Source organism: Nonomuraea sp. K271, from assembly GCF_009908215.1.
Taxonomy (GTDB): domain Bacteria; phylum Actinomycetota; class Actinomycetes; order Streptosporangiales; family Streptosporangiaceae; genus Nonomuraea; species Nonomuraea longispora.
The window spans coordinates 23,246-48,277 of the sequence record NZ_JAAAHR010000057.1 but is presented as its reverse complement, the minus strand read 5'-3'; the positions used below and the strand labels follow the sequence as shown (position 1 = coordinate 48,277).

Annotated in this window: 24 protein-coding genes; 13 read left to right on the top strand and 11 right to left on the bottom strand. The window is 72.1% G+C overall.

Annotation, left to right across the window (positions count from 1 at the left end):
- From GUY59_RS20905 to GUY59_RS20885, 5 genes are all read left to right on the top strand, one after another.
- Window positions 1–707 (top strand): hypothetical protein (locus GUY59_RS20905; protein WP_201761129.1); only part of this gene is annotated, 707 nt, incomplete at its 5' end.
- Between the two features lie 59 nt (window positions 708–766).
- Window positions 767–1,876: a DUF5925 domain-containing protein gene (locus tag GUY59_RS20900; protein ID WP_138201643.1), complete on the top strand. Its 1,110-nt coding sequence runs from the start codon at window positions 767–769 to the stop codon at window positions 1,874–1,876.
- 138 nt (window positions 1,877–2,014) lie between these two features.
- Window positions 2,015–3,064 (top strand): C39 family peptidase, encoded by a 1,050-nt coding sequence (locus GUY59_RS20895; protein WP_252374981.1) that lies wholly within the window; start codon window positions 2,015–2,017, stop codon window positions 3,062–3,064.
- 4 nt (window positions 3,065–3,068) lie between these two features.
- Window positions 3,069–4,925 carry a dipeptidyl-peptidase 5 gene (locus GUY59_RS20890; protein ID WP_138201644.1) on the top strand — a complete coding sequence of 619 codons (1,857 nt, stop codon included), beginning with the start codon at window positions 3,069–3,071 and terminating at the stop codon, window positions 4,923–4,925.
- Window positions 4,922–6,184: a M20/M25/M40 family metallo-hydrolase gene (locus tag GUY59_RS20885; protein WP_138201645.1), complete on the top strand. Its 1,263-nt coding sequence runs from the start codon at window positions 4,922–4,924 to the stop codon at window positions 6,182–6,184. Before GUY59_RS20890 ends, GUY59_RS20885 begins: the two co-directional genes overlap by 4 nt.
- A 53-nt stretch (window positions 6,185–6,237) precedes the next feature.
- Here the strand turns inward: GUY59_RS20885 and GUY59_RS20880 are convergent, their stop codons facing one another.
- The 3 genes from GUY59_RS20880 to GUY59_RS20870 all read right to left on the bottom strand — a co-directional run bounded on the left by GUY59_RS20880 (window position 6,238) and on the right by GUY59_RS20870 (window position 8,281).
- Window positions 6,238–6,981: a DUF427 domain-containing protein gene (locus GUY59_RS20880; protein ID WP_138201646.1), complete on the bottom strand. Its 744-nt coding sequence runs from the start codon at window positions 6,979–6,981 to the stop codon at window positions 6,238–6,240.
- A 51-nt stretch (window positions 6,982–7,032) separates the two neighbouring features.
- On the bottom strand, window positions 7,033–7,632 hold the full coding sequence (locus GUY59_RS20875; RefSeq protein WP_138201647.1) for a hypothetical protein: 600 nt from the start codon (window positions 7,630–7,632) through the stop codon (window positions 7,033–7,035).
- Between the two features lie 181 nt (window positions 7,633–7,813).
- Complete coding sequence (locus GUY59_RS20870) at window positions 7,814–8,281, bottom strand: adenylyltransferase/cytidyltransferase family protein (RefSeq protein WP_132329703.1); 468 nt, start codon at window positions 8,279–8,281, stop codon at window positions 7,814–7,816.
- 183 nt (window positions 8,282–8,464) lie between these two features.
- On the opposite strand from GUY59_RS20870, the gene GUY59_RS20865 reads away from it, so the two are divergent.
- Window positions 8,465–8,926, top strand: coding sequence for an ATP-binding protein (locus tag GUY59_RS20865; RefSeq protein ID WP_132329705.1), 462 nt, complete (start codon window positions 8,465–8,467; stop codon window positions 8,924–8,926).
- 22 nt (window positions 8,927–8,948) lie between these two features.
- On the opposite strand, the gene GUY59_RS20860 is transcribed toward GUY59_RS20865, so the two are convergent.
- Both GUY59_RS20860 and GUY59_RS20855 read right to left on the bottom strand, forming a co-directional pair.
- Window positions 8,949–9,755, bottom strand: a complete 807-nt coding sequence (locus GUY59_RS20860; RefSeq protein WP_138201648.1) for a class I SAM-dependent methyltransferase — start codon at window positions 9,753–9,755, stop codon at window positions 8,949–8,951.
- Between the two features lie 5 nt (window positions 9,756–9,760).
- Window positions 9,761–10,786: a helix-turn-helix transcriptional regulator gene (locus GUY59_RS20855; RefSeq protein WP_138201649.1), complete on the bottom strand. Its 1,026-nt coding sequence runs from the start codon at window positions 10,784–10,786 to the stop codon at window positions 9,761–9,763.
- A 135-nt stretch (window positions 10,787–10,921) separates the two neighbouring features.
- On the opposite strand from GUY59_RS20855, the gene thrS reads away from it, so the two are divergent.
- The 4 genes from thrS (at window position 10,922) to GUY59_RS20835 (ending at window position 15,804) form a co-directional block, all read left to right on the top strand.
- Complete coding sequence (gene thrS, locus GUY59_RS20850; protein WP_138201650.1) at window positions 10,922–12,157, top strand: threonine--tRNA ligase; 1,236 nt, start codon at window positions 10,922–10,924, stop codon at window positions 12,155–12,157.
- An 88-nt stretch (window positions 12,158–12,245) separates the two neighbouring features.
- Window positions 12,246–14,366, top strand: coding sequence for a TRAP transporter permease (locus tag GUY59_RS20845; RefSeq protein ID WP_201761127.1), 2,121 nt, complete (start codon window positions 12,246–12,248; stop codon window positions 14,364–14,366).
- Entirely contained in the window at window positions 14,363–15,310 is a 948-nt protein-coding gene (locus GUY59_RS20840; RefSeq protein ID WP_138201651.1) for a TAXI family TRAP transporter solute-binding subunit, read from the top strand. Before GUY59_RS20845 ends, GUY59_RS20840 begins: the two co-directional genes overlap by 4 nt.
- Window positions 15,311–15,336: 26 nt before the next feature.
- Window positions 15,337–15,804: a DUF1850 domain-containing protein gene (locus GUY59_RS20835; protein ID WP_161714634.1), complete on the top strand. Its 468-nt coding sequence runs from the start codon at window positions 15,337–15,339 to the stop codon at window positions 15,802–15,804.
- Here the strand turns inward: GUY59_RS20835 and GUY59_RS20830 are convergent.
- Window positions 15,782–16,750, bottom strand: coding sequence for a magnesium transporter CorA family protein (locus GUY59_RS20830; RefSeq protein ID WP_138201653.1), 969 nt, complete (start codon window positions 16,748–16,750; stop codon window positions 15,782–15,784). The genes GUY59_RS20835 and GUY59_RS20830 overlap by 23 nt on opposite strands.
- Window positions 16,750–17,445: a DUF72 domain-containing protein gene (locus GUY59_RS20825; protein ID WP_252374982.1), complete on the bottom strand. Its 696-nt coding sequence runs from the start codon at window positions 17,443–17,445 to the stop codon at window positions 16,750–16,752. The genes GUY59_RS20830 and GUY59_RS20825 overlap by 1 nt, the downstream gene beginning before the upstream one ends.
- A gap of 99 nt (window positions 17,446–17,544) precedes the next feature.
- Between GUY59_RS20825 and GUY59_RS20820 the strand changes: the two genes are divergently transcribed.
- A complete protein-coding gene (locus GUY59_RS20820) occupies window positions 17,545–18,948 on the top strand; it encodes a YibE/F family protein (RefSeq protein WP_138201655.1) in 1,404 nt (467 codons plus the stop codon).
- A gap of 87 nt (window positions 18,949–19,035) precedes the next feature.
- On the opposite strand, the gene GUY59_RS20815 is transcribed toward GUY59_RS20820, so the two are convergent.
- The 4 genes from GUY59_RS20815 to GUY59_RS20800 all read right to left on the bottom strand — a co-directional run bounded on the left by GUY59_RS20815 (window position 19,036) and on the right by GUY59_RS20800 (window position 23,245).
- Window positions 19,036–19,893: an NAD(+)/NADH kinase gene (locus tag GUY59_RS20815; RefSeq protein WP_138201656.1), complete on the bottom strand. Its 858-nt coding sequence runs from the start codon at window positions 19,891–19,893 to the stop codon at window positions 19,036–19,038.
- 14 nt (window positions 19,894–19,907) lie between these two features.
- Entirely contained in the window at window positions 19,908–21,254 is a 1,347-nt protein-coding gene (locus tag GUY59_RS20810; RefSeq protein WP_252374983.1) for an enolase C-terminal domain-like protein, read from the bottom strand.
- Between the two features lie 14 nt (window positions 21,255–21,268).
- Window positions 21,269–22,183 carry a 5-dehydro-4-deoxyglucarate dehydratase gene (gene kdgD, locus GUY59_RS20805; RefSeq protein WP_138201657.1) on the bottom strand — a complete coding sequence of 305 codons (915 nt, stop codon included), beginning with the start codon at window positions 22,181–22,183 and terminating at the stop codon, window positions 21,269–21,271.
- Between the two features lie 123 nt (window positions 22,184–22,306).
- Complete coding sequence (locus GUY59_RS20800) at window positions 22,307–23,245, bottom strand: LysR family transcriptional regulator (protein ID WP_138201658.1); 939 nt, start codon at window positions 23,243–23,245, stop codon at window positions 22,307–22,309.
- A 180-nt stretch (window positions 23,246–23,425) separates the two neighbouring features.
- On the opposite strand from GUY59_RS20800, the gene GUY59_RS20795 reads away from it, so the two are divergent.
- Complete coding sequence (locus GUY59_RS20795; protein ID WP_138201659.1) at window positions 23,426–24,433, top strand: Bug family tripartite tricarboxylate transporter substrate binding protein; 1,008 nt, start codon at window positions 23,426–23,428, stop codon at window positions 24,431–24,433.
- A gap of 58 nt (window positions 24,434–24,491) precedes the next feature.
- Complete coding sequence (locus GUY59_RS20790) at window positions 24,492–25,028, top strand: tripartite tricarboxylate transporter TctB family protein (protein WP_138201660.1); 537 nt, start codon at window positions 24,492–24,494, stop codon at window positions 25,026–25,028.
- The last annotated feature ends 4 nt before the right edge of the window (window positions 25,029–25,032 follow it).

The window sequence follows — 25,032 nt, the reverse complement described above, 5'->3', positions numbered from 1 at the left end:
GCCCCGGACCCTCCGCGGCGTCCGGAGCGCCGTCCGCCGGCCTGGGGCGCGCGGCGCCGTCCGCCGGCTCCACGGGGTCGCGGGGCGGCGAGGAGGAAACCCGCGAGACGCGAGGCACCCGTAAACGCGGGTGGCTGATCGGCGCGACGGCGGTCGTGGTCGCCCTGGCCGCGGGCGCGGCCACGGCCCTGTTCATCGAGGGCGCCCCGTTCGTGACGGGTGACCGCTCGCCCACGGCCGTCCCTCCCACGCGGTCGCAGGCCGCCGGCACACCGTCGCCGACCGGGCAGCCGGACTCGGCGTCGCCGTCCGTTTCCGGCACCGCGTCCGCCGACGCCTCCCCCGCCGGGTCCGAGCCGTCCGCCCGGGAAATGCGGATCCCGGCCCGCTTCGAGGGTGACTGGAGGGGCCGTACCACCAGCACCAACCCGATGGACCCCGACGACAACGAGAACAGGGTGGAGCTGAAGGAGGGCGAGTCCACCGCCAAGTGGTCGGAACGCGACGGCGACGACGACTGCAGGGGCACCATCACGCTGACCGAGGTGGCGCAGACCCGGCTGACGTTCGCCCTCGGCCAGAACGAGGGCGGTTGCGTCCCCGGCACCATCGTGCTGGAGCTGCAGGGCGACTCGCTCACCTATACCTGGCGCGACGTGCCCGGCCTCGGTCTCATCACGCAGACGGGTACCCTCGACAAGGAATGAGCACTGTACCTCCAGGAAACCCTTCGACATCCGACGACCCCGCGGAGATCATTACCGATATGTCTGTGATCAGGGAGGTGCCGTTCCCCAGCCCGGACGCCTCGGCGCTGCCGATGAACATCTGCATCGACGACGCCGACTCCGCCATCGACCTCATCGACGCCCTGGCGCTGTCGCCGTTCGCGACCGGCGCGCAGCCGTGGTCCCGGCTGGCCAACCTGGAGCGCGTACGCCCCGAGGCCACGCTCAGCCCCGCCGAAGGCCGGGTGGTGCGCACGGCGCGGGTCGAGGACGGCCCGGAGTCGCGGCTCATCAGCGGTGACGGCTGGACCCTGCGCGTCGTGCGCCACCGCGACCGCACGGCCACGGTCAGCGTGACGGCGGTGAGCGAGGAACTGGCCAAGTCGGTGCTCCACGAGGCCATCGAGGGCGCGGAAGAGGCCGTGCCGGACGTCGACCACGTCGAGATGGGCTTCTGGTGGCGCGGCACGCACGGCGGCACCCGTTCGGAGCGGCCGATCACGGCCCAGTCGTGGGACGAGATCAGCGGCAACTACTCCGGCCAGGTGCGCGGGTCCCTCGGCAAGCTGATGTCCGTCACGCCCTCCGACGTGAACGGCCGGCTCATCCTCCTGCACGGCCGGCCGGGCACCGGCAAGACCACGCTGCTGCGCACCCTGGCCAAGCAGTGGCGCGACTGGTGCCAGGTCGACTGCGTGCTCGACCCCGAGCGGCTGTTCAACGAGCCCGGCTATCTCATGGAGGTGGCGGTGGGCTACGACACCGACGAGGACGCCCAGCGCTGGCGGCTGCTCGTCCTGGAGGACTGCGACGAGCTGATCAGCGCCGGAGCCAAGGCCCAGGCGGGCCAGGGGCTGTCGCGCCTGCTCAACCTGACGGACGGCCTGCTCGGCCAGGGCCGCGACGTGCTCGTGGCGATCACCACGAACGAGGACCTCGCCCGCCTCCACCCCGCCGTCGTGCGCCCGGGCCGCTGTCTGGCGCAGCTCGAGGTGGGGCCGCTGAGCAGGGACGAGGCGATCGCGTGGCTCGGCACCTCGCAGGGCGTTGGCCCGTCGGGCACGACGCTCGCGGAGCTGTACGCGCTCCGCTCGGGCCGCGAGATTCCCCACTCCTTCGGCAACGACTCGACCGGCCTGTATCTCTGACCACCGGGGCCGCGCGCGCCTGCTCGGCACGGGCGGGCGGCGGGCGTCCCCGGCGCGGATGCCGCCCGTCGTGACGACCCGGGCGGGTACGTAAACCATCCGATGTGCGACACGGGGTGCGAAAGCACAATATGGGTGGTGCTCACCGTCGACCTGTCCCCCGTGGCCTTCGCCCGCTTCGCGGTGCCCGGCGACGGCCCGGGCACCTGGACCGGCGAGGAGCACCCGATCGGCTTCGCCGCCACGCAACTCGTCCCCTCGTGGACGGCCCGCACCCCGCCCGGCGCCTGGATCGAGATCGCGCTGCGCGCCAGGACGGCGTCCGGCGCCCGCACCAAGTGGTACGTCATGGGCCGCTGGTCCGAGCACGGCGATCCGCGCACATCCGTCCCCGGCCAGGGCGACGGGGACGGCGACGTGGCGGTGGACACGTTCGTCGCCCGGCGTCCCGTCGTGACGTGCCAGCTCCGGATCACCCGCCACGGCGAGGGCGCCCGCGTCACCGGCGTGGGCGTGATGGCCTCGGCCCTCCCCCGTCACCCGGCCGCGCCGAGCGCCGCGCGTGCCACCGCGCACGTGGTTGCCGTCGAGCTGGCGGTGCCCCGGTACTCGCAGTACGCGCACACCGGCCACCACCCCCGCTGGGACGGTGGCGGGGCGAACTGGTGCGGCCCCGCTTCGGTGGCCATGGTGCTCGGCTTCTGGGGCCGCGGTCCTGGCCCGGACGAGCTGGCCTGGGTCGGGGCGGACGATCCCGCTCCGATGGTGGATCACGCGGCCATGGGCGTGTACGACGAGAGCTACCAGGGCACCGGCAACTGGCCGTTCAACGTCGCCTACGCGGGCCGGTACGGCCTGGCCGGCTTCGTCACGCGGCTGCGGTCGGCGGCGGAGTTGGAGCGGTTCGTACGGGCCGGCATCCCCGTGATCACGTCGCAGTCGTTCAAGGCGGGCGAGCTGGCCGGCGCCGGCTACTCGACGAACGGGCACATCCTGGTCGTGACGGGTTTCACCGCCGGGGGCGACGTCGTCGTGAACGATCCGGCCACGCCGGTCGGGGCGGAGGTCCGCCGGGTCTATCCGCGGGCGGCGTTCGAGCGTGTGTGGCTCCGGAGCAGCGGCGGGATCGTGTACATCCTTCACCCACCCGAACATCCCCTTCCTCCCTGTACGAATGGCAATTGGTGAATTGATGAGTATTCGACCGATCGACGTAGCCCGTACCGACGGCGGCCCTCAGTGGGTGGAGGCCGTGGCAACGCCCTCAGGCACCGAGGTCTGGTGGGACGAGCCGCGCCCGCACGAGGGCGGCCGGCGCTGCGTGGTGCGCCGCCTCCCCGGCGGCTCCCGCGTGGACGTCCTGCCGCCCGGCTGGAACGCGCGCAACCGGGTGGTCGAGTACGGCGGCCGCTCCTGGCGCCCCCTGCCCGGCGGCGGTCTCGTCTTCACCAACTGGGCCGACCAGCGCCTTTACCGTCTCGACGCGGGAGGCGACCCGGTGGGGATCACTCCTGTGGGTACGTACCGATACGCGGACCTGTACCTGCCCCCGGGACGTGAGGAGGTGTGGGCGGTCAGGGAGACGGACGACGTGCGGGACCTGGTGGCGGTGCCCCTGGACGGCGGCCAGGTCAGGGTCATCGTCAAGGCGCACCATTTCCTGATGAACCCGCGGATCTCACCCGACGGCCGCTCCGTCGCGTGGATCGGCTGGGACCACCCCAACATGCCCTGGGACGGCACCGAGCTGTGCGTGGCCGAGCTGCGGCCGGACGGCACGGCCGGCCCCCACCGGGTGGTGGCGGGCGGCCCGCGCGAGTCGGTCGCCCAGGCCGAGTGGCGCGACGACACCGCGCTGTACGCGGTCACCGACCCCACCGGCTGGTGGAACGTGCACCTCGTGCCCGCCGGCGGCGGGCCGGGCCGCAACCTCACCCCGATGGAGCTGGAGTTCGGCAGCGCGGCGTGGAAACCCGGCATGACGTACATGGCGCTCGCGGACGACGATGACCTGGTCGTCGTGTACGGCACCGCCGACCGCCGCCGCCTCGGCGTGCTGGACCCCGAGACCGGCGACCTGCGCGAGATCGGCGGCACGGCCACCCACTGGTCCTCGACCGTGTCGGTGGCGGACGGCCGGGTGGCGGCGGTGCGCGCGACGCCGTACACACCGCTGGAGGTCGCGCTGGTCGGGCTCGACGGCGCATACGAGATCGTGTCGGAGCCCAAGCCGCTGCCGGACCGGGCCCTGCTGCCCACGCCGGAGGCGATGACCATCGAGGACGTGCACGCGCACCTCTACCCGCCGTCGGGGGCCACCGGCCCGAGCCCATACGTGATCTTCGTGCACGGCGGGCCGACCGGGCACATGCCGATCGTGCTCGACCTGGAGATCGCCTACTTCACCAGCAGGGGCATCGGCGTGGCCGTGGTGAACTACGGCGGCTCGACCGGCTACGGCCGGGCCTACCGGGAACGGCTGCGCCACCAGTGGGGCGTGGTCGACGTGCAGGACTGCGCAAAGGTCGCCCGCGGCCTGGTGGAGCTGGGCCGGGCCGACGCGTCGAGGATCGCCGTGCGCGGCGGCAGCGCCGGGGGCTGGACGACGGTGGCGGCGCTCGTCCACAGCGACGTGTTCGCGGGCGGGGTCGCGCACTACGCGATCACCGATCCGGAGAGCTGGGCCGCGGAGACGCACGACTTCGAGTCCCGCTACCTCGACGGCCTGGTGGGGCCGCTGCCCGAGACGCGGCAGCGCTACACCGAGCGTTCGCCGCTGCTGAACGCCGCCCGCGCGTCGGGCCCGTGCCTGATGCTGCACGGCCTGGAGGACGCGATCGTGGACGTCGGGCAGGCCGAGCGGTTCACCGCCGAGCTGGACCGGCACGGCAGACCGTGGGCCCTGCTGACGTTCCCTGGCGAGCAGCACGGCTGGCGCAGGGAGGAGACCATCGTCGCGGTGCTGGAGGCCGAGCTGGCCTTCTACGGGCTGATCTTCGACATGGAGACGCCCGAGGTGCCGCCGTTGACGCTTAAGGGGAGAGCATGAAGAGCGTTGCCGAGATCTGCTCGGATCTGATCAGGTTCGACACCACCAACCCGGGCTCGGGTGAGCGGCCAGCCGCCGAGTACGTCGCCACCCTGCTGGCCGACGCCGGGCTGGAACCCGTGGTGTTCGAGTCGGCGCCGAAACGGACCACCGTCGTCGCCAGGATCGCCGGCGACTCCCCCGACGCGCTGCTCATCCACGGCCACCTCGACGTCGTGCCCGCCGACCCGGCCGAGTGGCGGATGCACCCGTTCTCCGGGGAGATCGTGGACGGATGCGTGTACGGACGGGGCGCGGTCGACATGAAGGGCTCGTGCGCGATGACCCTCGCGACCGTGCTCCACCTGGCGGCCCGGGGGGCGCGTCCGAAGCGGGACCTCGTGCTGGCGTTCCTCGCGGACGAGGAGGCCACGGGCGACTTCGGCTCGCGGCACGCCGTGACCGAGCACCGTGAGCTGTTCGACGGCGTCACGGAGGCGATCAGCGAGTCGGGCGGCTTCAGCGTGGCCTCCGGCGAGCACCGCGTCTACCCGATCGCGGTGGGCGAGCGCGGCACCGCCTGGATGACGCTGACCGCGCACGGCGTGGCCGGCCACGGCTCCCGCCCCGCCGTGGACAACCCCGTCGCGACGCTCGCGCACGCCCTGTCGCGGGTGGCCTCGCACCAGTGGCCGGTACGCCTGACGCCGCCGGTCGCGGCGCTCATCGAGCACCTGTCGGAGATCACCGGGCAGCGTATCGACCTCGACCGCCTGGACGAGGAGGCCGCCCGCCTGGGACCGCTCGGCAGCCTGTTCAAGGGCCAGATCCGCAACTCCTCGAACCCGACGATGCTGGACGCCGGCTACAAGGTCAACGTGGTGCCCTCGACCGCCGGGGCGCACGTGGACGGGCGGTACCTTCCGGGGCTGCGCGAGGAGTTCCTGGAGACCATCGACGCGCTGCTCGGGCCCAAGATCACCCGCGAGTTCGTCAACCTGGAGGACGCGCCCGCCGCGCCGTACCCGTCGGTGTTCTTCGACGAGCTGGCGGGCTCCCTCATGGCCGAGGACCCGCTCGCACGGCCGGTGCCGTACGTGATGGCGGGGGGCACGGACGCGAAGTCGTTCGCGCGGATCGGCATCAAGGGGTACGGCTTCGCGCCGCTCATGCTCCGGCCGGACCTCGACTACTTCGGGATGTTCCACGGCAAGGACGAGCGGGTGCCGGTGGAGGGGCTGGAGTTCGGCACCCGGGTGCTCGCCCGCCTGATCGCCTGAGCCGCCCGGCGCGCCCCTCCCCTGAGCCCAGGCGGCGTGACGGAGCCGCCGGCTCAGGCGAACTTGGTCTTGGGACGCTCCTGCAGCTCACCGTCGAGGTAGACGTCGAGCTTCTCGTCGTAGAAGGCGACCAGCCCGGCGATCCGCTCGCTCTCGGGCAGCGGTGTCCGGTAGGACCAGGCGAGGTCCTCCTTGCCGTTGACCGACCAGTATTCGGCCGACCCCTTGTACGGGCAGTGCGTGACCGTGCCGGTGGGCTCCAGCAGGTCGAGCCGCACGTCCGGCTTCGGCAGGTAGTAACGGGCCGGCAGCCCCGTCTCGAAGAGGATGTGCGGGCTGCGGGAGTCGGCCACGGTCACCCCGTCGACCTCGACGCGCACGTGCCGCGAGCTCGGCAGGATGTCCACCCGCGTGTACGGGTCGCGCGGGTGGAAGAAGACCTCCTCGTCCTCCTCGAACCAGGCGTCCATGGCGTCCCACTCGAAGCGCACGTGGCCGCGGATCTCCTCCAGCGGAGAGTCGCGGTAGACCAGCGCCGCGCCGGGAGCCTCCTTGGCGCCCGCGGTGACCGTGTGCACAAGGCCGTCGCCCCTGCTCGGCGAGTGCCCGACCGTGCCGGCCGGCTTGAGCGCCGACTCGTCGACGTCCGCCAGCGGGAAGTAGTAGGCCGGATAGTAGGGAACCTCCCACACCAGCAGGGCGGAGGTGGTGTCGGCCACCGCCCGGCCTCCGAGGTAGGTCCGCACCCGTTTGGCCGTGCGCTCGACGCGTACCCGGCCGCGTTTCGTGGCATCCATGCTCGCGGCAACCGCCGCGCGCACGCCCCTATTCCGTGCTCATGCCATTGGTCACCCCAGTGGGAATCCCAGCCCGAACGCGGCCAGCGTGGCCCACGTCACCAGCACCCCCACCGCCGTGCCCGCCACCACCTGCGCCCAGGTGTGGTGCGTCAGGCGCACCCTGGCCCAGCACACCAGCGCCACGACGGCGGCCCCGGCGACGGCGGCCGGCCAAAAGGGCAGCACGTGCGCGACCACCACCACCGTGCCCGCGCAGACGGCGGCGTGGAAGGAGATCTTCCAGCGCAGCGTGATCGGCACGGTCACCGCCAGCGCGGCCAGCATCGCGGTCACGGTGGCGACGAGCAGCCTCGGCGCGCCCATGACGACCAGCAGCGCCAGCGCCACCAGCACCGCCGCCACCGCGGCCAGCAACGGGCGGGTACGGCGGGCGCGGTCGACGATGTGGTGCGAGTCGAGCCGCCCCGAGCGCACGCCGATCGCGATCACCGCCGCCGGCACGCCACCGCAGAACGCCGAGGCGACCAGGCCCCACGCCGCGCCGCTCCAACCCTGCGCGAGCGGGCCCACGACCGGCGGCATGACGATGACCAGCACCTGCGGTGCCAGCAGGTTGGTCACCTGTCTCGCCACGAGGTCACCCGTCATGACAGCCAAGGTTACGCGATCATGGCCCACGGCCCCCGCGACATGCCTGGACCAGCGCCCGGCCGAGCGCCCGCCGGACCCCAACGGTGTCCGGCCGAGCGGTGCCTGCGCCGCCCCGGACCTGTCCGGCACCGCCTCGTACGGCGTGCACGACAGGGTCCGGCGGCCCCGCGACCGGTGGTCAGCCCTTGCCCGCCGCGTTGACGATGCGGGTGGTCGAGCGGCCGGGGACGGCGTCCATCTCCCAGCACTCCGTCCCCAGGATCGCCGCCGCGGCCGCCCGAGCGCCCGCGTGCGGGTCGCCCTTCGTGTGCGCCAGCGCGCCCGGCCGCATCGGGGCGAGCAGGTCGATGTAGTCCTCAGGACCGTGGGCCTCGGGCGGCCCCGTCACGATGAACACCCCGGTCACGAAGCGCAGCGCCGCCAGCACCTCGGCGCGTTCGGCCGCCGGGTTGAGCGGCCGGCTCGGGCCTTTCCACGCCCGCACCCGCGGATCGTCCTCGACGCCGACGACCAGCGGCAGGCCGCGTTCGGCCACCGCCCCCAGATAGCGCACATGACCCACGTGCAGGATGTCGAAGACGCCGGTCACGACCGCCGCGCCCGGCCGGTCGAACGGCCGCACCCAGACGGCCTCCAGGCTGCTCACGCCACCTCCTCGCACGCTCCCGCTCCCCCCGGGGTCTGGACGACTCGTCGATCGCAGCGTACTCGGTCGCCGCGGGACACAGCGCAGGCGACCTTGGGAAAGCCCATTCCTACCTTTTCGCGATAATCTCCAGCACCCCTCTGGCGCGTCTCATAAGGTCACCGGATTTTGGGGGAGGTCGCCGTGGCACCGCCGGACTTGCACCGCGTCGATGGGACCGAGGATCGCGATCCGCCCGCCGGGCACGATCTCGTGGCCAGGCTGCCGGGAAGCCCCTCCCAGGTGTCCAGGGCCAGAAGCCTCGTGACGGACGCGCTCGGCCGCGACCACCCGCTCCACGACGACGTCGTGCTGCTCACCAGCGAGCTGGCCACGAACGCGGTGCTGCACAGCCGGTCCGGCGCCGGAGGTTCGTTCACGGTGACCGTGACGCGCTCGGACACGCTGGTGCGGGTGTTCGTGGCGGACGCGGGGTCGGAGGGACCTCCGTGCGTGTGCCGTACGAGTGCGCAGGCGACCAGCGGCCGGGGGCTGCCGCTGATCGAGGCGCTCAGCCACCGCTGGGGCTTCACCCGCGAGGACGGATCGACGACCGTCTGGTTCGAGCTGCTCCAGGGCCGCGTGGCTGCGGGGCTCGCCGTCTAGGCCCGCTTTTGGAACGATCCCCTCAGTCTCCGGGGAGGCCGGGGTGGAGCTGCCAGACGAATTCGAGCCAGGGCGGCGCCACCGTCATGAAGTGCTGCCAGCTCCCCGGTTCCGCGTCGCGGTCGTCACCGCGGACCTCGGAGAGGAGCCTCAGCACGAAGCCCTCCCCGGTCAGGCCGCCGACGATCCGGCCCAACGTCTGTGTGTACTCCCTCGGCGCGGGGACGGCACGGCCCGGCGGTGTGCGGTCGTAGACCCACTCCTGGTCGGGATAGCTGGTCATGACCTCGTCGGCGTAGGGCTGCCACAGCGTGTAGCCCTCGCCGTTCCACGACTCGTGGGTGAGCCCGGCGAAGAACGGGTTGGCGCACATCAGGTAGTAGTGGCCGCCCGCGGCGACGACGCGCGCGACCTCGCGGAAGACGATCCGGGAGTCGGGGACGAACGTCAGCGAGTACGGGTGCCAGACCAGGTCGAACGACGCGTCACCGAGGACCGACAGGTCCCGCATGTCCCCCTGGACGGTGCTGATGTCGACGCCGTGGTGCTCGGCGGCCGAGCGATCACGCGCCAGTTGCCCCGAGGAGATGTCGAGCACCGTCACGTCGGCTCCGAGCAGGGCGAAGGCCGCGGACTGCTGCCCGCCTCCCCCCGCCAGGCAGAGCACCTTCCTGCCCGCGAGGTCGCCGGGAAGGCCCAGCCGCTCCAGGCCCAGATAGGCGCGGGCCTTCTCCGCGTCCAGGCCGAGCATGGGCCGGGTGAACAAGGCATCCGCCTCCACCAGGGCTTCCCAGCGTTCCCGGTTGTAGCGGTGGACGTCGTCCTGCACGGCGATCAGTCTTCCACGGCGCCTCGGCGATCGCCACGTTTCCACCGCCCGTCCGCGCCCCGCACGTCGAGGCGGCACAACCCCTCGGCGAGTGCCTTGGTGGTGAGCCGGGTGCGGCTGTCACAACCCAGCTTGGCGAAGATGTGCTCCAGGTGGGTGGTGACCGTGCGGACGCTGAGCACGAGCGCGGCGGCGATCTGCGGATTGGAGTCGCCCGCGGCCACCCTGGTGAGCACGTCCACCTCCCGGCCCGTGAGGTCGTAGGGCAGCGGGCACGGGCGCTCGGCGGCGACGGCGCCCTGGAGCGCTCCCTGGAACCCGACGCCCGCCCTGAGCAGGCGCAGCTCGTGCCACCCACCGGCGCCGTCGAGCCAGAGCCCGTGCCGGCTCAGCTCGCGCGAGTCGATGAACGCGCGGGCGAATGCGGCCATCGCCGGGTCGCCCCACAGCGCGGGCGAGATCTCCCGCCCCGGCACCTCGCGGCGGGTGCCGAGCCGGTCGAAGGCGACCGCGCGGAAGCCGGAAGGCAGCCCCACCGGGTCGATGACGCAGCGGGTCAGGTCGGTGACGTGGGCCAGCATGGGGCTCGCGGCGGCGACGAGCGCCTTCGCACGGCGCGGGAAGTCGCCGCGGGAGACCAGGTGCAGCAGCCCGGTGTAGCGGCCACCGCCGAGGAACAGCGGCGTGGTCAGCCCGGCCCGCCATCCGTAGGGGGCCAGATGGCGCCGGAAATAGCGCTCGGTGCCCGGCTCCGGCATGCCGACCGGCGCCCTGGTGGCCAGCGCCCTGCGGTAGGCCTCCAGCCCGGCGTACTCCTCCGCCGCGTCGCGGTCGATGCGCGGGTGCCCGTCGGACACGACACTCCGGTGCCGCCCGGTGGCGGGGTCGTAGGCGACAAACTCGTAGGCGTCGAGCGGGACCAAGCGGCGCAGCGCCGCCATCGCGGCGTACGCGCCGCCACCTCCGGCGACCTGGTAGCCGACCTCCGCGAACGCCTGCAGCTGGCGGACGTCCAGGGTGATCTCGGCCACCGGCTCTTTATATCATTTGCCATTCTTGAGGTCGGCTTGAAGGATTTCTTCGCGCCGCCCCCGGATGTTACGGTGATCGCATGCAGCGCGCACTCGTCACGACGACGCCGGACCTCGTCCAGGCGCGCTGACTCCATGCTCCCGGGCGAACGCCCGGGAACACGGTCGTTCGCCCTTTCCACGCAAAGGACGATCATGAACGACCACCGCAGGCTCGGCCGCGAGCTGGGCATCTTCGACACCGACCCGCTGATCGGCTCCGGCCTGCCCTGCTGGCTGCCGGCGGGCGCGGCCGTGCGCAAGGCCATCGAGGACTACGTGTACGAGCTCGAACGCCGCAACGGCTACCAGCACGTCAACTCCCCCGTGCTCGGCAAGCGGGAGCTGTACGAACGATCAGGGCACTGGGCCCACTACGCCGACGACATGTTCCCGCCCATGAACGTCGGCGGCGAGGAGTTCGTGCTGCGGCCCAGCCTGTGCCCGCACCACGCGCTCATCTACCGTTCGCGCGGGCGCAGCCGCCGGGAGCTGCCGCTGCGCCTGGCGGAGCTGGGCGGGATGTACCGCTCGGAGTTGTCCGGCGTGCTCGGCGGGCTGACCAGGGTGCGCGCCATCCAGCTCAATGACGGCCACATCTTCTGCGCTCCCGAGCAGGCTGCCGCCGAGGTGTCGGCCTCGCTCGACCTGATCGAGGCCGCGCACGCCCAGCTCGGCATCCGGGCCGCCCGCTACCGGCTGTCGCTGCGCGGCGACGGCGACAAGTTCGTGGACGACCCCGCCATGTGGGCCCGGTCGGAGGCGGTGCTGCGCGAGGTGCTGAAGGAGCGCGGGCGCGACTACGACGAGGAGCGGGGCGAGGGCGCCTTCTACGGGCCGAAGATCGACATACAGATCACCGACCCGGCGGGCCGCGAGTCCACCCTGTCCACCGTCCAGGTCGACTACTTCCAACCCGGGCGCTTCGACCTGAGCTACGCCGGCGGCGAGCGGCCCGTCATGGTGCACCGCAGCGTCGTGGGCGGCATCGAGCGCCTGGTCGCGCACCTCATCGAGGTGCACGGCGGCGCGTTCCCCGCCTGGCTGGCGCCCGTGCAGGCGGTGGTGCTGCCGCTGTCCGACACCGAACTGCCCGCCGCCGAGTCGGTGCTGCGGCGCTGCCTGGCAGCCGGGCTGCGGGCGGAGCTGGCGCCGGCCGGCCGGGGCAGTCTCGGGGCGCGGATCCGGGCGCACCGGCTGGTGCCGTACCAGCTCGTCGTGGGGCCGCGGGAGGCGGCCGGCGGCGGGGTCGCGGTGCGGCGGCGGGACGGCAGCCAGGCCGGTGACGTGCCCGTCGAGCAGCTCGCGGCGGGTTCGCGCCCCTTGTACTGATAACGGAAACCAAATAGGTAACGGCCTCTTCCCAGATCAACTAAGGGGCTCGTAAAGTCCCTGCAACACGCCGTGTCGGGAGGACGACTTGACCGAGCTGAGCGATCGCGAGGCCGACCTGGTCTCCGCGCACGAACAGGAACGCCCGGCGCGTCAGCTCGGCGGCGTCCTGCGGCTCGTCGTGTGGATCCTCGGCGGGCTGTTGTCGGCCTATGCGCTGATGGTGGTGTTCCGGCCGGTCGAGGCGCTGCAGCACCGGATGACGTTCCTGGCCGTGGCGCTGCCGCTGGTGTTCGTCTGCTACCGCTCGGGCTGGACGGAGTTCCTGCGGCGGAAGATGTGGCTGCCGCGAATGGAGTGGCGGACGCGCCGCCGCCGGGCCGACGACCGCCTGGCCGCGATCGGCGGCACCTCCACCGAAGAGGCGCCCGCCGGCGACACGCCGCGCGAGCCTGGCACCGGCGCGCACCCGCCCGAAGCCCCCGAGGTGCCGCCGTCCGAGGCCAAGGCGGGCGCGCTGCGGACGGAGCGGCCGAGCGTCATGGACTGGCTGCTGGCCGCGGCCTCGCTCGCCGTGCTGGTCTATCCGCTGGCCGCCATCGACGACTTCCGCGACCGGGGCTCGGGCGCGGCGCTGACCGAGCTCGACATCACGGCCGGGCTGGCGCTGACGGTGCTGCTGCTGGAGGCGGTACGCCGGACCGTCGGCATGACGTTGAGCATCATCTGCGTCATCTTCCTGTTCTACGCCTATTACGGGTCATGGCTGCCGATCGACTGGACCATCGGTCACCGGGGCTTCGATCTCGGCCAGATCGTCTCGCAGCTCTACACCGGCACGGAGGGTTTCTTCGGCGTCCCGATGCAGGTGGCCGCGAGTTACATCATCCTGTTCACCATCTACGGCGCGGTGCTGGACTATTCGGGCGCGAGCCGGTTCTTCATCGACCTGAGCTTCGCCGCCTTCCGCAGGTCACGCTCCGCCCCCGGCCGCACCGTCGCCACCGCGGGCTTCCTGCTCGGCACCGTGTCGGGCTCGGGCGTGGCCACCACGGTCAGCCTCGGCAGCGTCGCCTGGCCGGTGCTCAGGCGGGCCGGCTACCCGCAGGAGCCGGCCGGCGGCATCCTGGCCGCCAGCGGCATCGGCGCCATTCTGTCGCCGCCCACGCTTGGCGCGGCGGCGTTCATCATCGCCGAATACCTCCGGGTCAGCTACCTCGAGGTGCTGCTGTACGCGACGATCCCGACCCTGCTCTACTACCTGGGCGTCTTCCTGGCCATCGAGATCGACTCACGCCGCTTCGGCACCCACGCCGTGCAGATCGACGCGCCCCGGGCGGGCCGGCTGCTGCTGCGTTTCGGCTACCACTTCAGCTCGCTGATCCTCATCGTCGTGCTGATGGCGCTCGACCGGTCGGCGTACCAGGCGGTGGTGATCGCCACGGCGGTCGCGTTCGGGCTGTCGTTCCTCGACCCCCGGCACCGGATGGGCCCGAAGCGCCTCGGTCAGGCGCTGGCCAACGGCGCGCTGGGGGTGCTGCCTGTGACCGCCGTGTGCGCGGCGGCGGGCATCATCGTCGGCGTCATCACCCAGACCGGCCTGGGCCTCAACCTCAGCGCGATCATCGTGGACCTCGCGGCGGGCAACCTGATCCTTACCACGCTCATGTCCGCCGTCGCGGTCATGCTGCTGGGCCTGGCCGTGCCGGTGACCGCGAGCTTCATCATCGCGGCGGTCATCATCGGCCCGGCGCTCACCGCGCTCGGGGTGACGCAGGCCGAGGCGTACATGTTCGTCTTCTACTACGCGGTGTTGTCGGAGGTGAGCCCGCCCACCGCGCTGTCGGCGGTCGCGGCGGCGGCGATCACCGGCGGCAACACGTACCGCACGATGATGATGGCCTGGCGCTACACGCTGCCGGCCTTCCTGGTGCCGTTCGCCTTCGTGCTGACGCCCAACGGGCAGGCGCTGCTCGGGCAGGGGCCGTTCGGCACCGTGCTGCTGATGGCCGCCGTCTCGGCCGTCGCCGTGGCCGCCCTGGCCATGGCGACGGGCGGCCTGGCCGGCTGGTTCGAGCGGGTGCTGGCGTGCGTGGCCGCGGTGCTGCTGCTGTTCCTCGAGCCCGTCCCCATCGTCGCCGGTCTGGCCGTGCTGGCCGTGGCCGCCGCCGTGCATCTGGTCAGAAGAAGGAGAAGGGACCCAGCGTGAAGCGGATTCTTGCGATAGTCGCAACGACCGTCCTGACCGTGGCGGGCTGCGGCGGGGGCGCGGGCGGCGGCTCGGGCAACCGGCTGTCGATCGCCACAGGCGGCACGACGGGCGTCTACTACGTCTACGGCGGCGGCCTGGCCAAGCAGTTGTCGTCCAACATCGCCAACACCCAAGCCACCGCGTCCGTCACCTCGGCGTCGGTCGAGAACATCAAGCTCCTCGCCGGCGGCAAGGCCGACATCGGCTTCTCCCAGGCCGACACCGCGGCCGACGCGGTCAACGCCAAGGACGCCTTCACCGCGAAGCAGCCCATCAAGGCGATCGCCCGCATCTACGACAACTACGCCCACGTCGTGACGGCCCCGGGCACCGAGGCGGACAAGGTCGCCGACCTGAAGGGCAAGCGCGTCTCGCTCGGGCCCGCCAACTCCGGCACCCAGGTCGTGGCCAGGCGCATCCTGGAGGCGGCCGGCATCGACCCCGACTCCGACATCACCAAGCAGCAGCTGTCCATCAACGAGTCGGTGCAGGCCGCCAAGGACGGCACCATCGACGCCTTCTTCTGGGTCGGCGGCCTGCCCACGGCCGGCATCACCGACCTGGCGACGAGCAAGCCCGACATGAAGCTGCTCGACACCGGTGACGTCCTGGAGAAGATGCGCGCCACCTACGGCGAGCAGTACGTCCCGCTCGACGTGGACCTGTCCGTCTACAAGCTGTCCGGCGCCATCAAGACCGTCGGCATCGCCAACCTGCTGCTGGTGCCCGACTCGATGGACGAGCAGCTCGCGTACGACATCACCAAGACCCTGTTCGCCAAGAAGGCCGAGCTGACGGCCGTGCACCCCGAGGCGGACAAGCTCGACGTCACGCTGGGCCGGCAGGTGGCGCCGGTCGAGCTGCACCCGGGCGCCGCCCGCTACTACCAGGAACAGACCTGACCCGGCCGCTCCTGGCCCTCGCCCTGGTGGCGGCCCTCGGCTGCGGCGGCGCCGAGCGCCTCACCGTGAACGGCCTGCCCGTCCCCGGCGGCTTCGCGATCGCCTACGTGCACTCGGTCTACCAGGCGCCCTCGGCGGAGGTGTTCACCGTCGAGGGCCGGCGGTTCACCATGCGGGCGGTCGTCTCGTCGAGCGACAGCGTGCTCGACTACTACGCCCTCGACGGCACACGGTCCCGCACCTCCGGCGGTCTGTGGGTGCTGCGCCTGGCGGCGCCCGCGACGTACGACGGGCTGTCGCTGCTCACCACCTCGATCGGCCGCAGGACCCTGATCGCGGGCGGCCGCTGCCTGCCGCTCTATCCGGCCTCCGGCGCCGCCGAGGTGCGGGTCGCGGTGCGGCTCACGCCGGGCGTGCGCGGGCGGCTCTGCCCGGCGCCGTACGACAGGCTGGCCGCGGCCGGGGCGGCGCTCACAACCAGTCGTTCTTCTTGAACACCGAGTACAACACCACCGAGGTGAGCGCGACGAGGATCGTGGACGCCCACAACCCCCAGCTCTGCCCGGTGCCGGGAACGGGCACGTTCTGCCCGTAGAAGCCGGTTATCAGGGTGGGCACCGCGATGATGGCGGCCCAGCTGGTGATCCGTTTCATGATCTCGTCCAGCCTGAATCCCTGCTGCGCGAGGCGGGTCTCGCGGACGTTCGCCAGCATCTCGCGGATGCCCTCTACCCACTCCGTCGCCCGCAGCACGTGGTCGTAGACGTCCGCGTAGTAGGGGGCCATCACGGGATCGGCCACGATGTCCTGGTCGCGGTGGAGCAGGGTGCCGATCACCTCCCGCATCGGCATCGTGATCTTGCGTACCCTGGTGGTGTCCTGGCGCAGCTCGAACATCGTGCGCTGCAGCCGCCTGCCGTCGCCCGGATCGCCGTCGTACAGGGACTCCTCCAGGGTCTCCGCCTTCGCGTCGAGCTCTTCCACCAGATCGAGCTGGCCGTCCACCACGTAGTCGAGCAGGCCGTGCAGCAGGAACGTCACCCCGTGCCCGGCCAGGCGCGACAGGGTGTCCCAGCGTCTGACGACCTCCTCCATGTCGAAGGCGTCGCTGTCGCGCACGGTGACCAGGGCGTTGGCGGTGACGAAGACGTTGACCTCGACGGGACGCAGCCGCCCCTCCTCCATGTGCACCCCGTAGACCGTGATGAACAGGTGGTTGTCGTAGACGTCGACCTTCGGCCGCTGCCGGGCGGAGAGTGCGTCCTCCATCGCCAGCTCGTGCAGCCCCAGCTCGGAACCGACCGCGGTGAGCTGGGCGGCCGAAGGGCCGCACAGGTCGAGCCAGACGACGTTGCCCCGACCCGACACGTGCCCGGGCAGCTCCTCAAGAGGGAAATCCTGCTTCTCGAGGACGCCGTTCCGGTAGAGACGCGTACGCACTAGCGGAGTCCGGCGAACCGTCTCGCGTTGCGCACCGCGGCTGCGCCCGGGTCGTTGTTGAAGTAGACGTAGGCGTCCCGCCAGCCCGCCTCGCGCACCCGCCGGGCCCACGTCCGCAGCGCGGTGTCGCCGTAGGCGATTCCGGCCCGTCCCTGGTGCAGGCGCACGTACCCCCACCCCGCGGTACGCCAGAACGGGCTCTGTGGCCGGCCGCGGCGGTCCGCCCAGCACAGCGCGGCGCCCCTCGCGCGCAGGATGTCGCGCACCTCGCCGGTCCACCACGAGTCGTGACGCGGTTCCACGGCCACCCTGACGTGCGCGGGGAAGCATGCCAGGCACCGGTCGAGGCGGCCGGGATCGGACTGGAGGGTGGGCGGGAGCTGCAGCAGGATCGGCCCCAGCTTGTCCTTCAGCTCCGCCACGGCGCCCATCAGCCGCCGCACCGGCTCCTCCGGCTCGGCCAGCCGCTTGATGTGGGTCAGGAACCTGCTGGCCTTGACGGCCATCACGAAGTACGGGGGCGTCCTGTCGCGCCAGGCGGCGAACAACTCGGGGCTCGGCAGCCGGTAGAAGGCGTTGTTGCTCTCGACCGTGGGGAACTCCGCCGCGTACGTCTCCAGCCAGAGCCGCTGCGGCACACCCGGCGGGTACAGCACGCCCCGCCAGTCCTTGTACTGCCACCCCGAGGTGCCCACCAGGCAAGTCATGCCGTTGCAACTACCCCAGCCCGTCGTGTGCAGTACTGTCCTTGTTCGTCAGCCGAGGAGGACCATTCACCCGATGGGCGTTACCTGATGGGCGCCGGGCACGCGCACGGCGCGTCCGCACCCCGCTCGCGACGCACGATGATGGCGAGCCTGGCCGTCCTGGTGCCGGTGGCCGTCGTCACGCTGGGGGCCCTGCTGTGGCTCTGGCCCGACGGCCGGCCCGGGACGGGCGCGCAGCCGTCCGCCGTCGAACGGCTCACGGGCACGATCACGGCCGTCACGCTCAAGCGTTGCCCCGCCGCGCCGGAGGGCGCGCCCCGGCCCGACCCCGCCACGTGCGGCACGGCCACGGTCAAGCTCGGTGAGGGGCGCGACGCCGGCCGCGACGTCACGCTCCGCCTGCCCGCAGGCCCGGGGGCGCAGCACTTCGCCCCGGGCGACGGCGTGATCCTGCTGCGCGACGCCGACGGCGCCTACCAGCTCTCCGACCATGACCGGGCGACGCCGCTGTGGCTGTTCGGCCTGGCCTTCGCCGCCGCGGTGATCGCGTTCGGCCGCTGGCGCGGGGTGACGGCGCTGATCGGCCTGGCGGTGACGTTCGTGCTGCTGCTGACGTTCGTCATCCCCGGCATCCTGGAGGGCAGGTCCCCGATGCTGGTGGCGATCGTCGGCGCGGCGGCGATCATGCTGACGGTGCTCTACCTCACGCACGGCTTCTCCCTGCCGACGTCCATGGCGGTGCTCGGCACGCTCGCCAGCCTGGCGCTGACGGGCGCGCTGTCGTACGCGGCGCTCGGGTTCGCCCGGCTCAACGGGGTCACCGACGACAGCGCGCTGACGCTGGGCATGAGCCTGTCGATCGACACACAGGGGCTGCTGCTGGCCGGAATCATCATCGGCGCGCTCGGAGTGCTGGACGACGTGACCGTCACGCAGGCGGTGACGGTGGCCGAGCTGGCCCACGCCAACCCGTCGTACGGCTTCGCCCGCCTCTACCAGGCGGCCGGTCGCATCGGGCGGGCCCACATCGCCTCGGTGATCAACACGATCATCCTGGCGTACGCGGGGGCGTCGCTGCCGCTGCTGCTGCTGTTCAGCATCGGGGAGCAGCCCTTGGGGCAGGTGCTGACGACGCCGGTCATCGCCCAGGAGATCGTGCGCAGCGTGGCGGGCACGCTCGGCCTCATCGCCGCCGTACCCATCACCACGGCCCTGGCCGCCCTGGCGGCCACCCGCCACCGGCCGGCCGCCGGGGAGCCCGGGTCGCGCCGCAGCGCGGACGCCGGGGCCGCCGCGCGCTGGCGCGCCGGTTCCGAGGAGCACCGCGCGGAGCCCGAGCAGCCCGCTTCACGTCGTCGGGTGAGCCGCGCGGGGGAGGACTTCTTCGCCCCGCACCCGTCCCAGGACCGCGACGCGTCCCCCGGCGAGGAGCCGGAGCCCCGCCGGGCGCCCGATCGCCCGGCCCGCCACCGCCGCCGCGCGAGCACCTGACGCCGCTCCCCGGCCGGTACGCGGGGGCCATGCGGTCACTCTCCGACGGCGGCCGTCAAGCCGTACGGCGGTCAGGCCGTACGGCGGTCAGTAGGCCTCGGCGCTGCCGTCCACGCGCAGCTTGCGCCGGGCCCGGTCGTAGAAGGTGGTGCCGAGCCGCACCACCTGAGCCGCCCCCGGCCAGGCGGCGACCGTGATGCTGTCACCCGGGCACAGGTGGCCGAGCACGGCCCCGTCGACCTCGACCGCGAGCCGCCCGCTGGTGGGCAGCACCTGGAGCGTCACCTTCTCGTCGGCGGGCAGCACCAGGGCCCGGTTGAAGGCCGAGTGGGCGGCGGCGGGCACGACGAGCACGGCCTCGACCCGGGGCGACACGATGGGCCCGCCGGCGGAGAAGCTGTAGGCCGTGGATCCGGTGGAGGTCGACACGATCACGGCGTCGGCGGCGAAGCGGACGAAGTCGCTGCCCGCCGCGCTCACCGCGACGCCCGCCAGCCCCTCTCCGGGGATCCGCACGAGGGCGATGTCGTTGAACGCGGTCACGTCCGCACCCTGGACCTCGGCCTGGATCGCCATCCGCGGCTCGATCGTGTAGCGGTGCTCGTCGATCGCGGAGAGCGTGCCGGCCAGGTCGTCCACGTCGATCTCCGCGAGGAACCCGAGCCGCCCCAGGTTGACGCCGAGGATGGGCGTGCGCCGCCCGGCGAGCAGCCGCATCGTGCGCAGCATCGTCCCGTCGCCGCCGAGCCCGACCAGCAGGTCGGACCGTTCGACGAGCGTCTCGGTGTCTACGGGCACGGCGCTGCAGTCGATGCGGCCCACCTCCTCGGGCAGGCCGAGCACGGTGACGTCGTTGCCGGCCGCCCAGCGCAGGATGGTGTCGATCGCCTTCCTGGAGTCGCGCTGGGGGTGCAGCACCAGCCCGACCGTCCCGACCATGCCCATGCGCCCACCTTAGGTCAGCGGTCGAGGCAGGGGCGTTTCGGGTCGAACACCCAGTCCTTCACGAGATAGCGCATGGCCACGGCGTCGTCGCGGGCGCCGAGCCCGTGGCGGAGGTAGAGCTCGTGGGCCTCGTCCAGGGCCGCGCGGTCGAGCTCGACGCCGAGCCCGGGTGCGGTGGGCACGTCGACGGCGCCGTCCGTGATCCGCGGCGGCCTGGTGGTGAGGGCCTGGCCGTCCTGCCAGATCCAGTGCGTGTCCAGGGCGGTGATCTCACCAGGGGCGGCGGCCCCGACGTGCGTGAACATCGCCAGCGAGATGTCGAAGTGGTTGTTGGAGTGGGAACCCCAGGTCAGGCCGAAGTCGTGGCAGAGCTGGGCGACCCTGACGGAGCCGGACATGGTCCAGAAGTGCGGGTCGGCGAGCGGGATGTCGACGGCGTTCGCGCGTACGGCGTGCGCCATCTCCCGCCAGTCGGTAGCGATCATGTTGGTGGCGGTGCGCAGGCCGGTCGCGCGCCGGAACTCCGCCATCGTCTCCCGGCCGGAGAAGCGGCCCTCGGCCCCGCACGGGTCCTCGGCGTAGGCGAGCACGTCGCCGAGCCCCGCGCACAGCCGGACGGCGTCGGCCAGCAGCCAGCCGCCGTTGGGGTCGACGGTGATGCGCGCGCCGGGGAACCTGCCGGCCAGCGCCCTGACCGTCTCGATCTCCTGCTCGCCGGGCAGCACCCCGCCCTTGAGCTTGAAGTCGGCGAACCCGTACCGCTCCTGGGCGGCCTCGGCCAGCGCGACCACCGCGTCCGGGGTCAGGGCCTCGCGGCGGCGCAGCCGCGACCAGCGGTCGCCGCCGCCTTCCTCGCCGCCTTCCTCGCCGCCGTCGTCGACCCGGTAGGGCAGGTCCGTCTTGCCCGGGTCGCCGATGTAGAACAGGTAGCCCAGCATCGGCACCCGGTCGCGCTGCTGCCCGTCACCGAGCAGCTCCGCCACCGGGACGCCGAGGTACCGGCCGTGCAGGTCGAGCAGGCTGGACTCCAGCCCGGTGACCGCGTGCACCGTGGTGCGCAGGTCGAAGGTCTGCGCGCCCCGCCCGGCGGCGTCCCGGTCGGCGAACCGGGCCGCCACCGAGCGCAGCAGGCTGCGGTGGCGTGCCACGGGCTCGCCGGTCAGCAGCGTCGCGGCCTCCTCGACGGTACGCCGGATCGCCTCGCCACCCGGCACCTCGCCGAGGCCCGTACGCCCGTCGGAGTCGGTGGTGATGACGACGTTGCGGGTGAAGAACGGCCCGTGGGCGCCGCTGAGGTTGAGCAGCATGCTGTCGTACCCGGCCACGGGGACGACCTCGACGCGCTGGATGGTGGGAGACACGGGCGGGGACCCTCTCAGCTGATCTTGTTGACGAGGGCGGTCAGCTCGGCGAGCTCGTCCTCGGTGAGATTCTGCAGCGGCGGCCGCACGGGCCCGCCGTGACGTCCGACAGCGGTCAGCCCGGCCTTGATGACGGACACGGCGTACCCCTTCTCGCGGTCGCGGATGTCCAGGTAGGGGACCACGAACTCCCTGATGCGACGGTAGACCGCCTCCCGGTCCTGGGCGCGGACATCGGCGTAGAAGTCGAGCGCGAACTGCGGGACGAAGTTGAAGATGGCCGACGAGTACGTGCTCATGCCGAGCTGGAGCAGCGGCAGCGCGAAGGTCTCCGCAGTGGGGAGGCCGCCGATGTAGGCCAGGCGGTCGCCGACGCCGGCGTAGATGCGGGCGAGGTTCTCGATGTTGCCGACGCCGTCCTTGAAGCCGACGAGGTTCGCGTTCCTGTCGGCCAGGATCTCGACGGAGCGGTCGGTGAGGACGGCGTTGGCGCGGCTGTAGACGACCACGCCGAGCCCCGTGCCGCGGCAGACCGCGCTGACGTGCTCGATCAGACCCGCCTGACCGGCCTCGGTGAGGTAGGGCGGCATGAGGAGCAGCCCGTCGGCGCCCGCGGCCTCGGCGGCCTGGGCCTGCGCGACGGCGTTGGCGGTGCCGCCGGTGGCGGGCGCCACGACCGGCAGCCTGCCGCCGACCTCGTCGACCGCCGCGCGGACCACCTGGTCGATCTCGGCGGAGGTCAGCGAGAAGCCCTCGCCGGTGCCCCCGGCGGTGAACAGGCCTGCCACGGGAAAGCTGCTCAGCCAGGCGAGGTGCTCGCGGTAGCGCGCCTCGTCGAAGCGGAGGTCCTCGGTGAAGTGGGTGACGGGGAAGGACAGCAGGCCGCTCTTGAGCTGGGTCGCGAGCTCGTGCGGGGAGAAGCTGGGCATGGCGGTCCTTTGCTTACACGCGGCAGTGGGGTCCCCCGTGCGCCGCAGGTCAGGTCTGATGCCGCCAGGCTAGGGAGCTGGGGCGATTCCTGTCCAAGTGCATTTTCGTATCCGGCGATGCTGTCAGGGCATCATCAGCGACGGGGGTGCCTCGAGGTCGGGAAGCAGGTCGAGCACCCTCCGGAGCGCGGGGTTGGTGGAGCCGCGGTCCCAGATCACGTGCAGCTCGACCGGCTCTCCGGTGGCGTTCTCCTCGCTCTCCAGCGGATCGCCGCCGCCGGGGGCCAGTTCGCAGAAGGTGACGCCGTCGATGCCGAGCGAGCGGGCGCTGGCGGGCGCCAGCGCGACGCCCCGCCCGGCCGCCACGAGCAGCACCGCGGTGAGGATCTGGTGCACCTGCTGCTCGATCCGGGGGTGGGCGTTGGTGAGGAAGTGCACGGTCAGTTCGTGGAAGTACCGCGACTGCACGGGGTTGTAGCTGATCACCGGCAGGCCGTCGAAGTCGTCGGGCACGAGCGGCCGGCCGAGACCGGCGAGCGGATGCCCGAGGGGCACGACCGCGCACAGCGGCTCGCGGAAGACGACCCGCGAGTCGAGCGTGGCGATGTCGAACGGCGGGCGCGCGAGCCCCACGTCGAGCTCGCCGCGGAGCAGGCCGTCGACCTGCCCGGCGGTGACCCGTTCGTGCAGGATGACGTCGATCTCCGGCAGTTGCTCCGACAACCTGCGCAGCAGCGCGCCCAGCATGCTGATGGCGGAGACGGCCGTGAAGCCGAGCCGTACGGTCCCGGCGGCGCCGCTGGCGATCCTGCGCGCACGGTCGCCCGCGGTGTCGACGAGCGTGAGCATGCGCCGGGCGTCGTCCAGGAAGGCGCGGCCGGCGTCGGTGAGGACCACGCGCCGGTTGTCGCGTTCCAGCAGGGTCACGCCGACCACCCGCTCCAGCTTCTGGATGTGCCGGCTGAGCGGGGGCTGGGTCATGCGCAGCCGATCAGCGGCCCGACCGAAGTGGAGCTCCTCGGCAACTGCGACGAATGCCCGGATCTGATCAAGTGTTAGCATGATGCGGAAATAGTATCACTTGATACCGAAATGAGCCTGGACAGGCATCGCAGCAGGTCCCTACGCTCCGGAGACTACAGAAAACGGATGAAAACCGCCCTTGACGCCCGTCCGAAACTCCGCATCACGCACACCACGCGCACCCCACCGAGGGGCACCGCCCGCACGAAGGAGAAGTCCATGCCGGCATCCCGGACAGCCCCCCGCCGCGTTCTCGCGGGAGTCCTCGGCACCGTCGCCGCCATCGCGCTGACCGCATGCGGCGGGGTCAAGACGACGTCCACCGGCGGTGACGGCGGCGAATATCCGTCGGGCAACATCGAGTTCAGCGTCGGCGCCTCGCCCGGCGGCTCGACCGACCTCATCACCCGGGCGCTGGCCCAGGGCATGGCCAAGGAGCTCGGCGTCTCCGCGCCGGTGCTCAACAAGCCGGGTGCCAACGGCGCGCTCAACGCCAAGGAGTTGCAGTCGGCGGCCCCCGACGGCTACAAGCTCGCCGTCCAGAACGCCTCCCTGTTCACCATCACGCCGCTCACGGTGTCGCCCGCCGAGGCCACGAAGATCGACTCGTTCGACGTCGTCACCGGCGTCTCGCGCGACGACTACGTCATGGCGACCAACCCCAAGTCCGGCTACAAGTCGATCGAGGACATGAAGAAGGCCGGCAAGCCGATCCGGTACGGCACGACCGGCGTCGGCACCGGCGCGCAGCTGGCCTCCGCGCTGACCTTCAAGACGGCCGGCATCAAGGCCACGGCCGTGCCCTTCGACGGCGGCGCCCCCGCGCTGACCGCGCTGCTCGGCAACCAGGTCGACGTCTCCACCATGCAGATCGGCGAGGCCATCGAGAACGTCAAGGCCGGCAAGCTCGTGCCGCTCGCGGTCTTCTCCAAGGAGCGCATCCCCTACATGCCCGACGTGCCGACGGCCACGGAGCAGGGCTTCGACGTGCAGGTGACGCAGTACCGCTTCCTCACCGCGCCCAAGGGCACGCCGCAGGACGTCAAGGCCAAGCTGCTCGAAGCGGCCAAGAAGACGTTCGCCACGCCGGAGTACAAGAAGTTCAACGAGCAGAACTCGCTCACCCCGATGGAGGTCACCCCCGACGAGGTCCTCAGCTCGCTGCAGAGCGACACCGCCACCTACAAGAAGCAGCTCGACGAGTTCGGGATCAGCCTGGCCGGCTGACCGGGGACCCGGCAGGCCACCCCCTCTCCGCTCGTCCGCCCGCCACCAAGGAGTGAGCATGTCCATGTCCGAGCCCGCGAGCTCGCCAGAACCGCTCGACGACGTCGCCGCCGAGGCCGAGCGGCTCCAGGCCGAGCTGGACGAGTCACGGCCGCCGCACGCGGGCCCCCTCTCGCAGGTCGCGGCGGCCCTGGCCGGACTCGCCGCCGGGATCTTCGGGGCGGTCGGATCGTACGCGCTCGGGCTCGGCAGCCTCACCCAGCCGGGCCCCGGCCTGTGGCCGTTCGCCATCAGCGTCGTCATCGTCGCGCTGTCGGCGGCGCTCGTCGTCACGGGCCGCCGGCTGGAGGACGCCGAACGTTTCTCCAAGGCCGGCCTGCTCACCCTGGTCGCGCTGGTGACGCTCGTGCTGCTCGCCGTGCTCCTCCCCCTGATCGGCTTCGAGATCCCGTCGCTGCTGCTGGTGTTCGTCTGGCTGCGCTGGCTGGGCAAGGAGTCGTGGCGATCGTCCATCGTGATCAGCATCTGCACCGTGGCCGCGTTCTACGTGATCTTCGTCCTGCTGCTGCAGGTCCCGCTCCCGCGCCTCATCTGAGAAA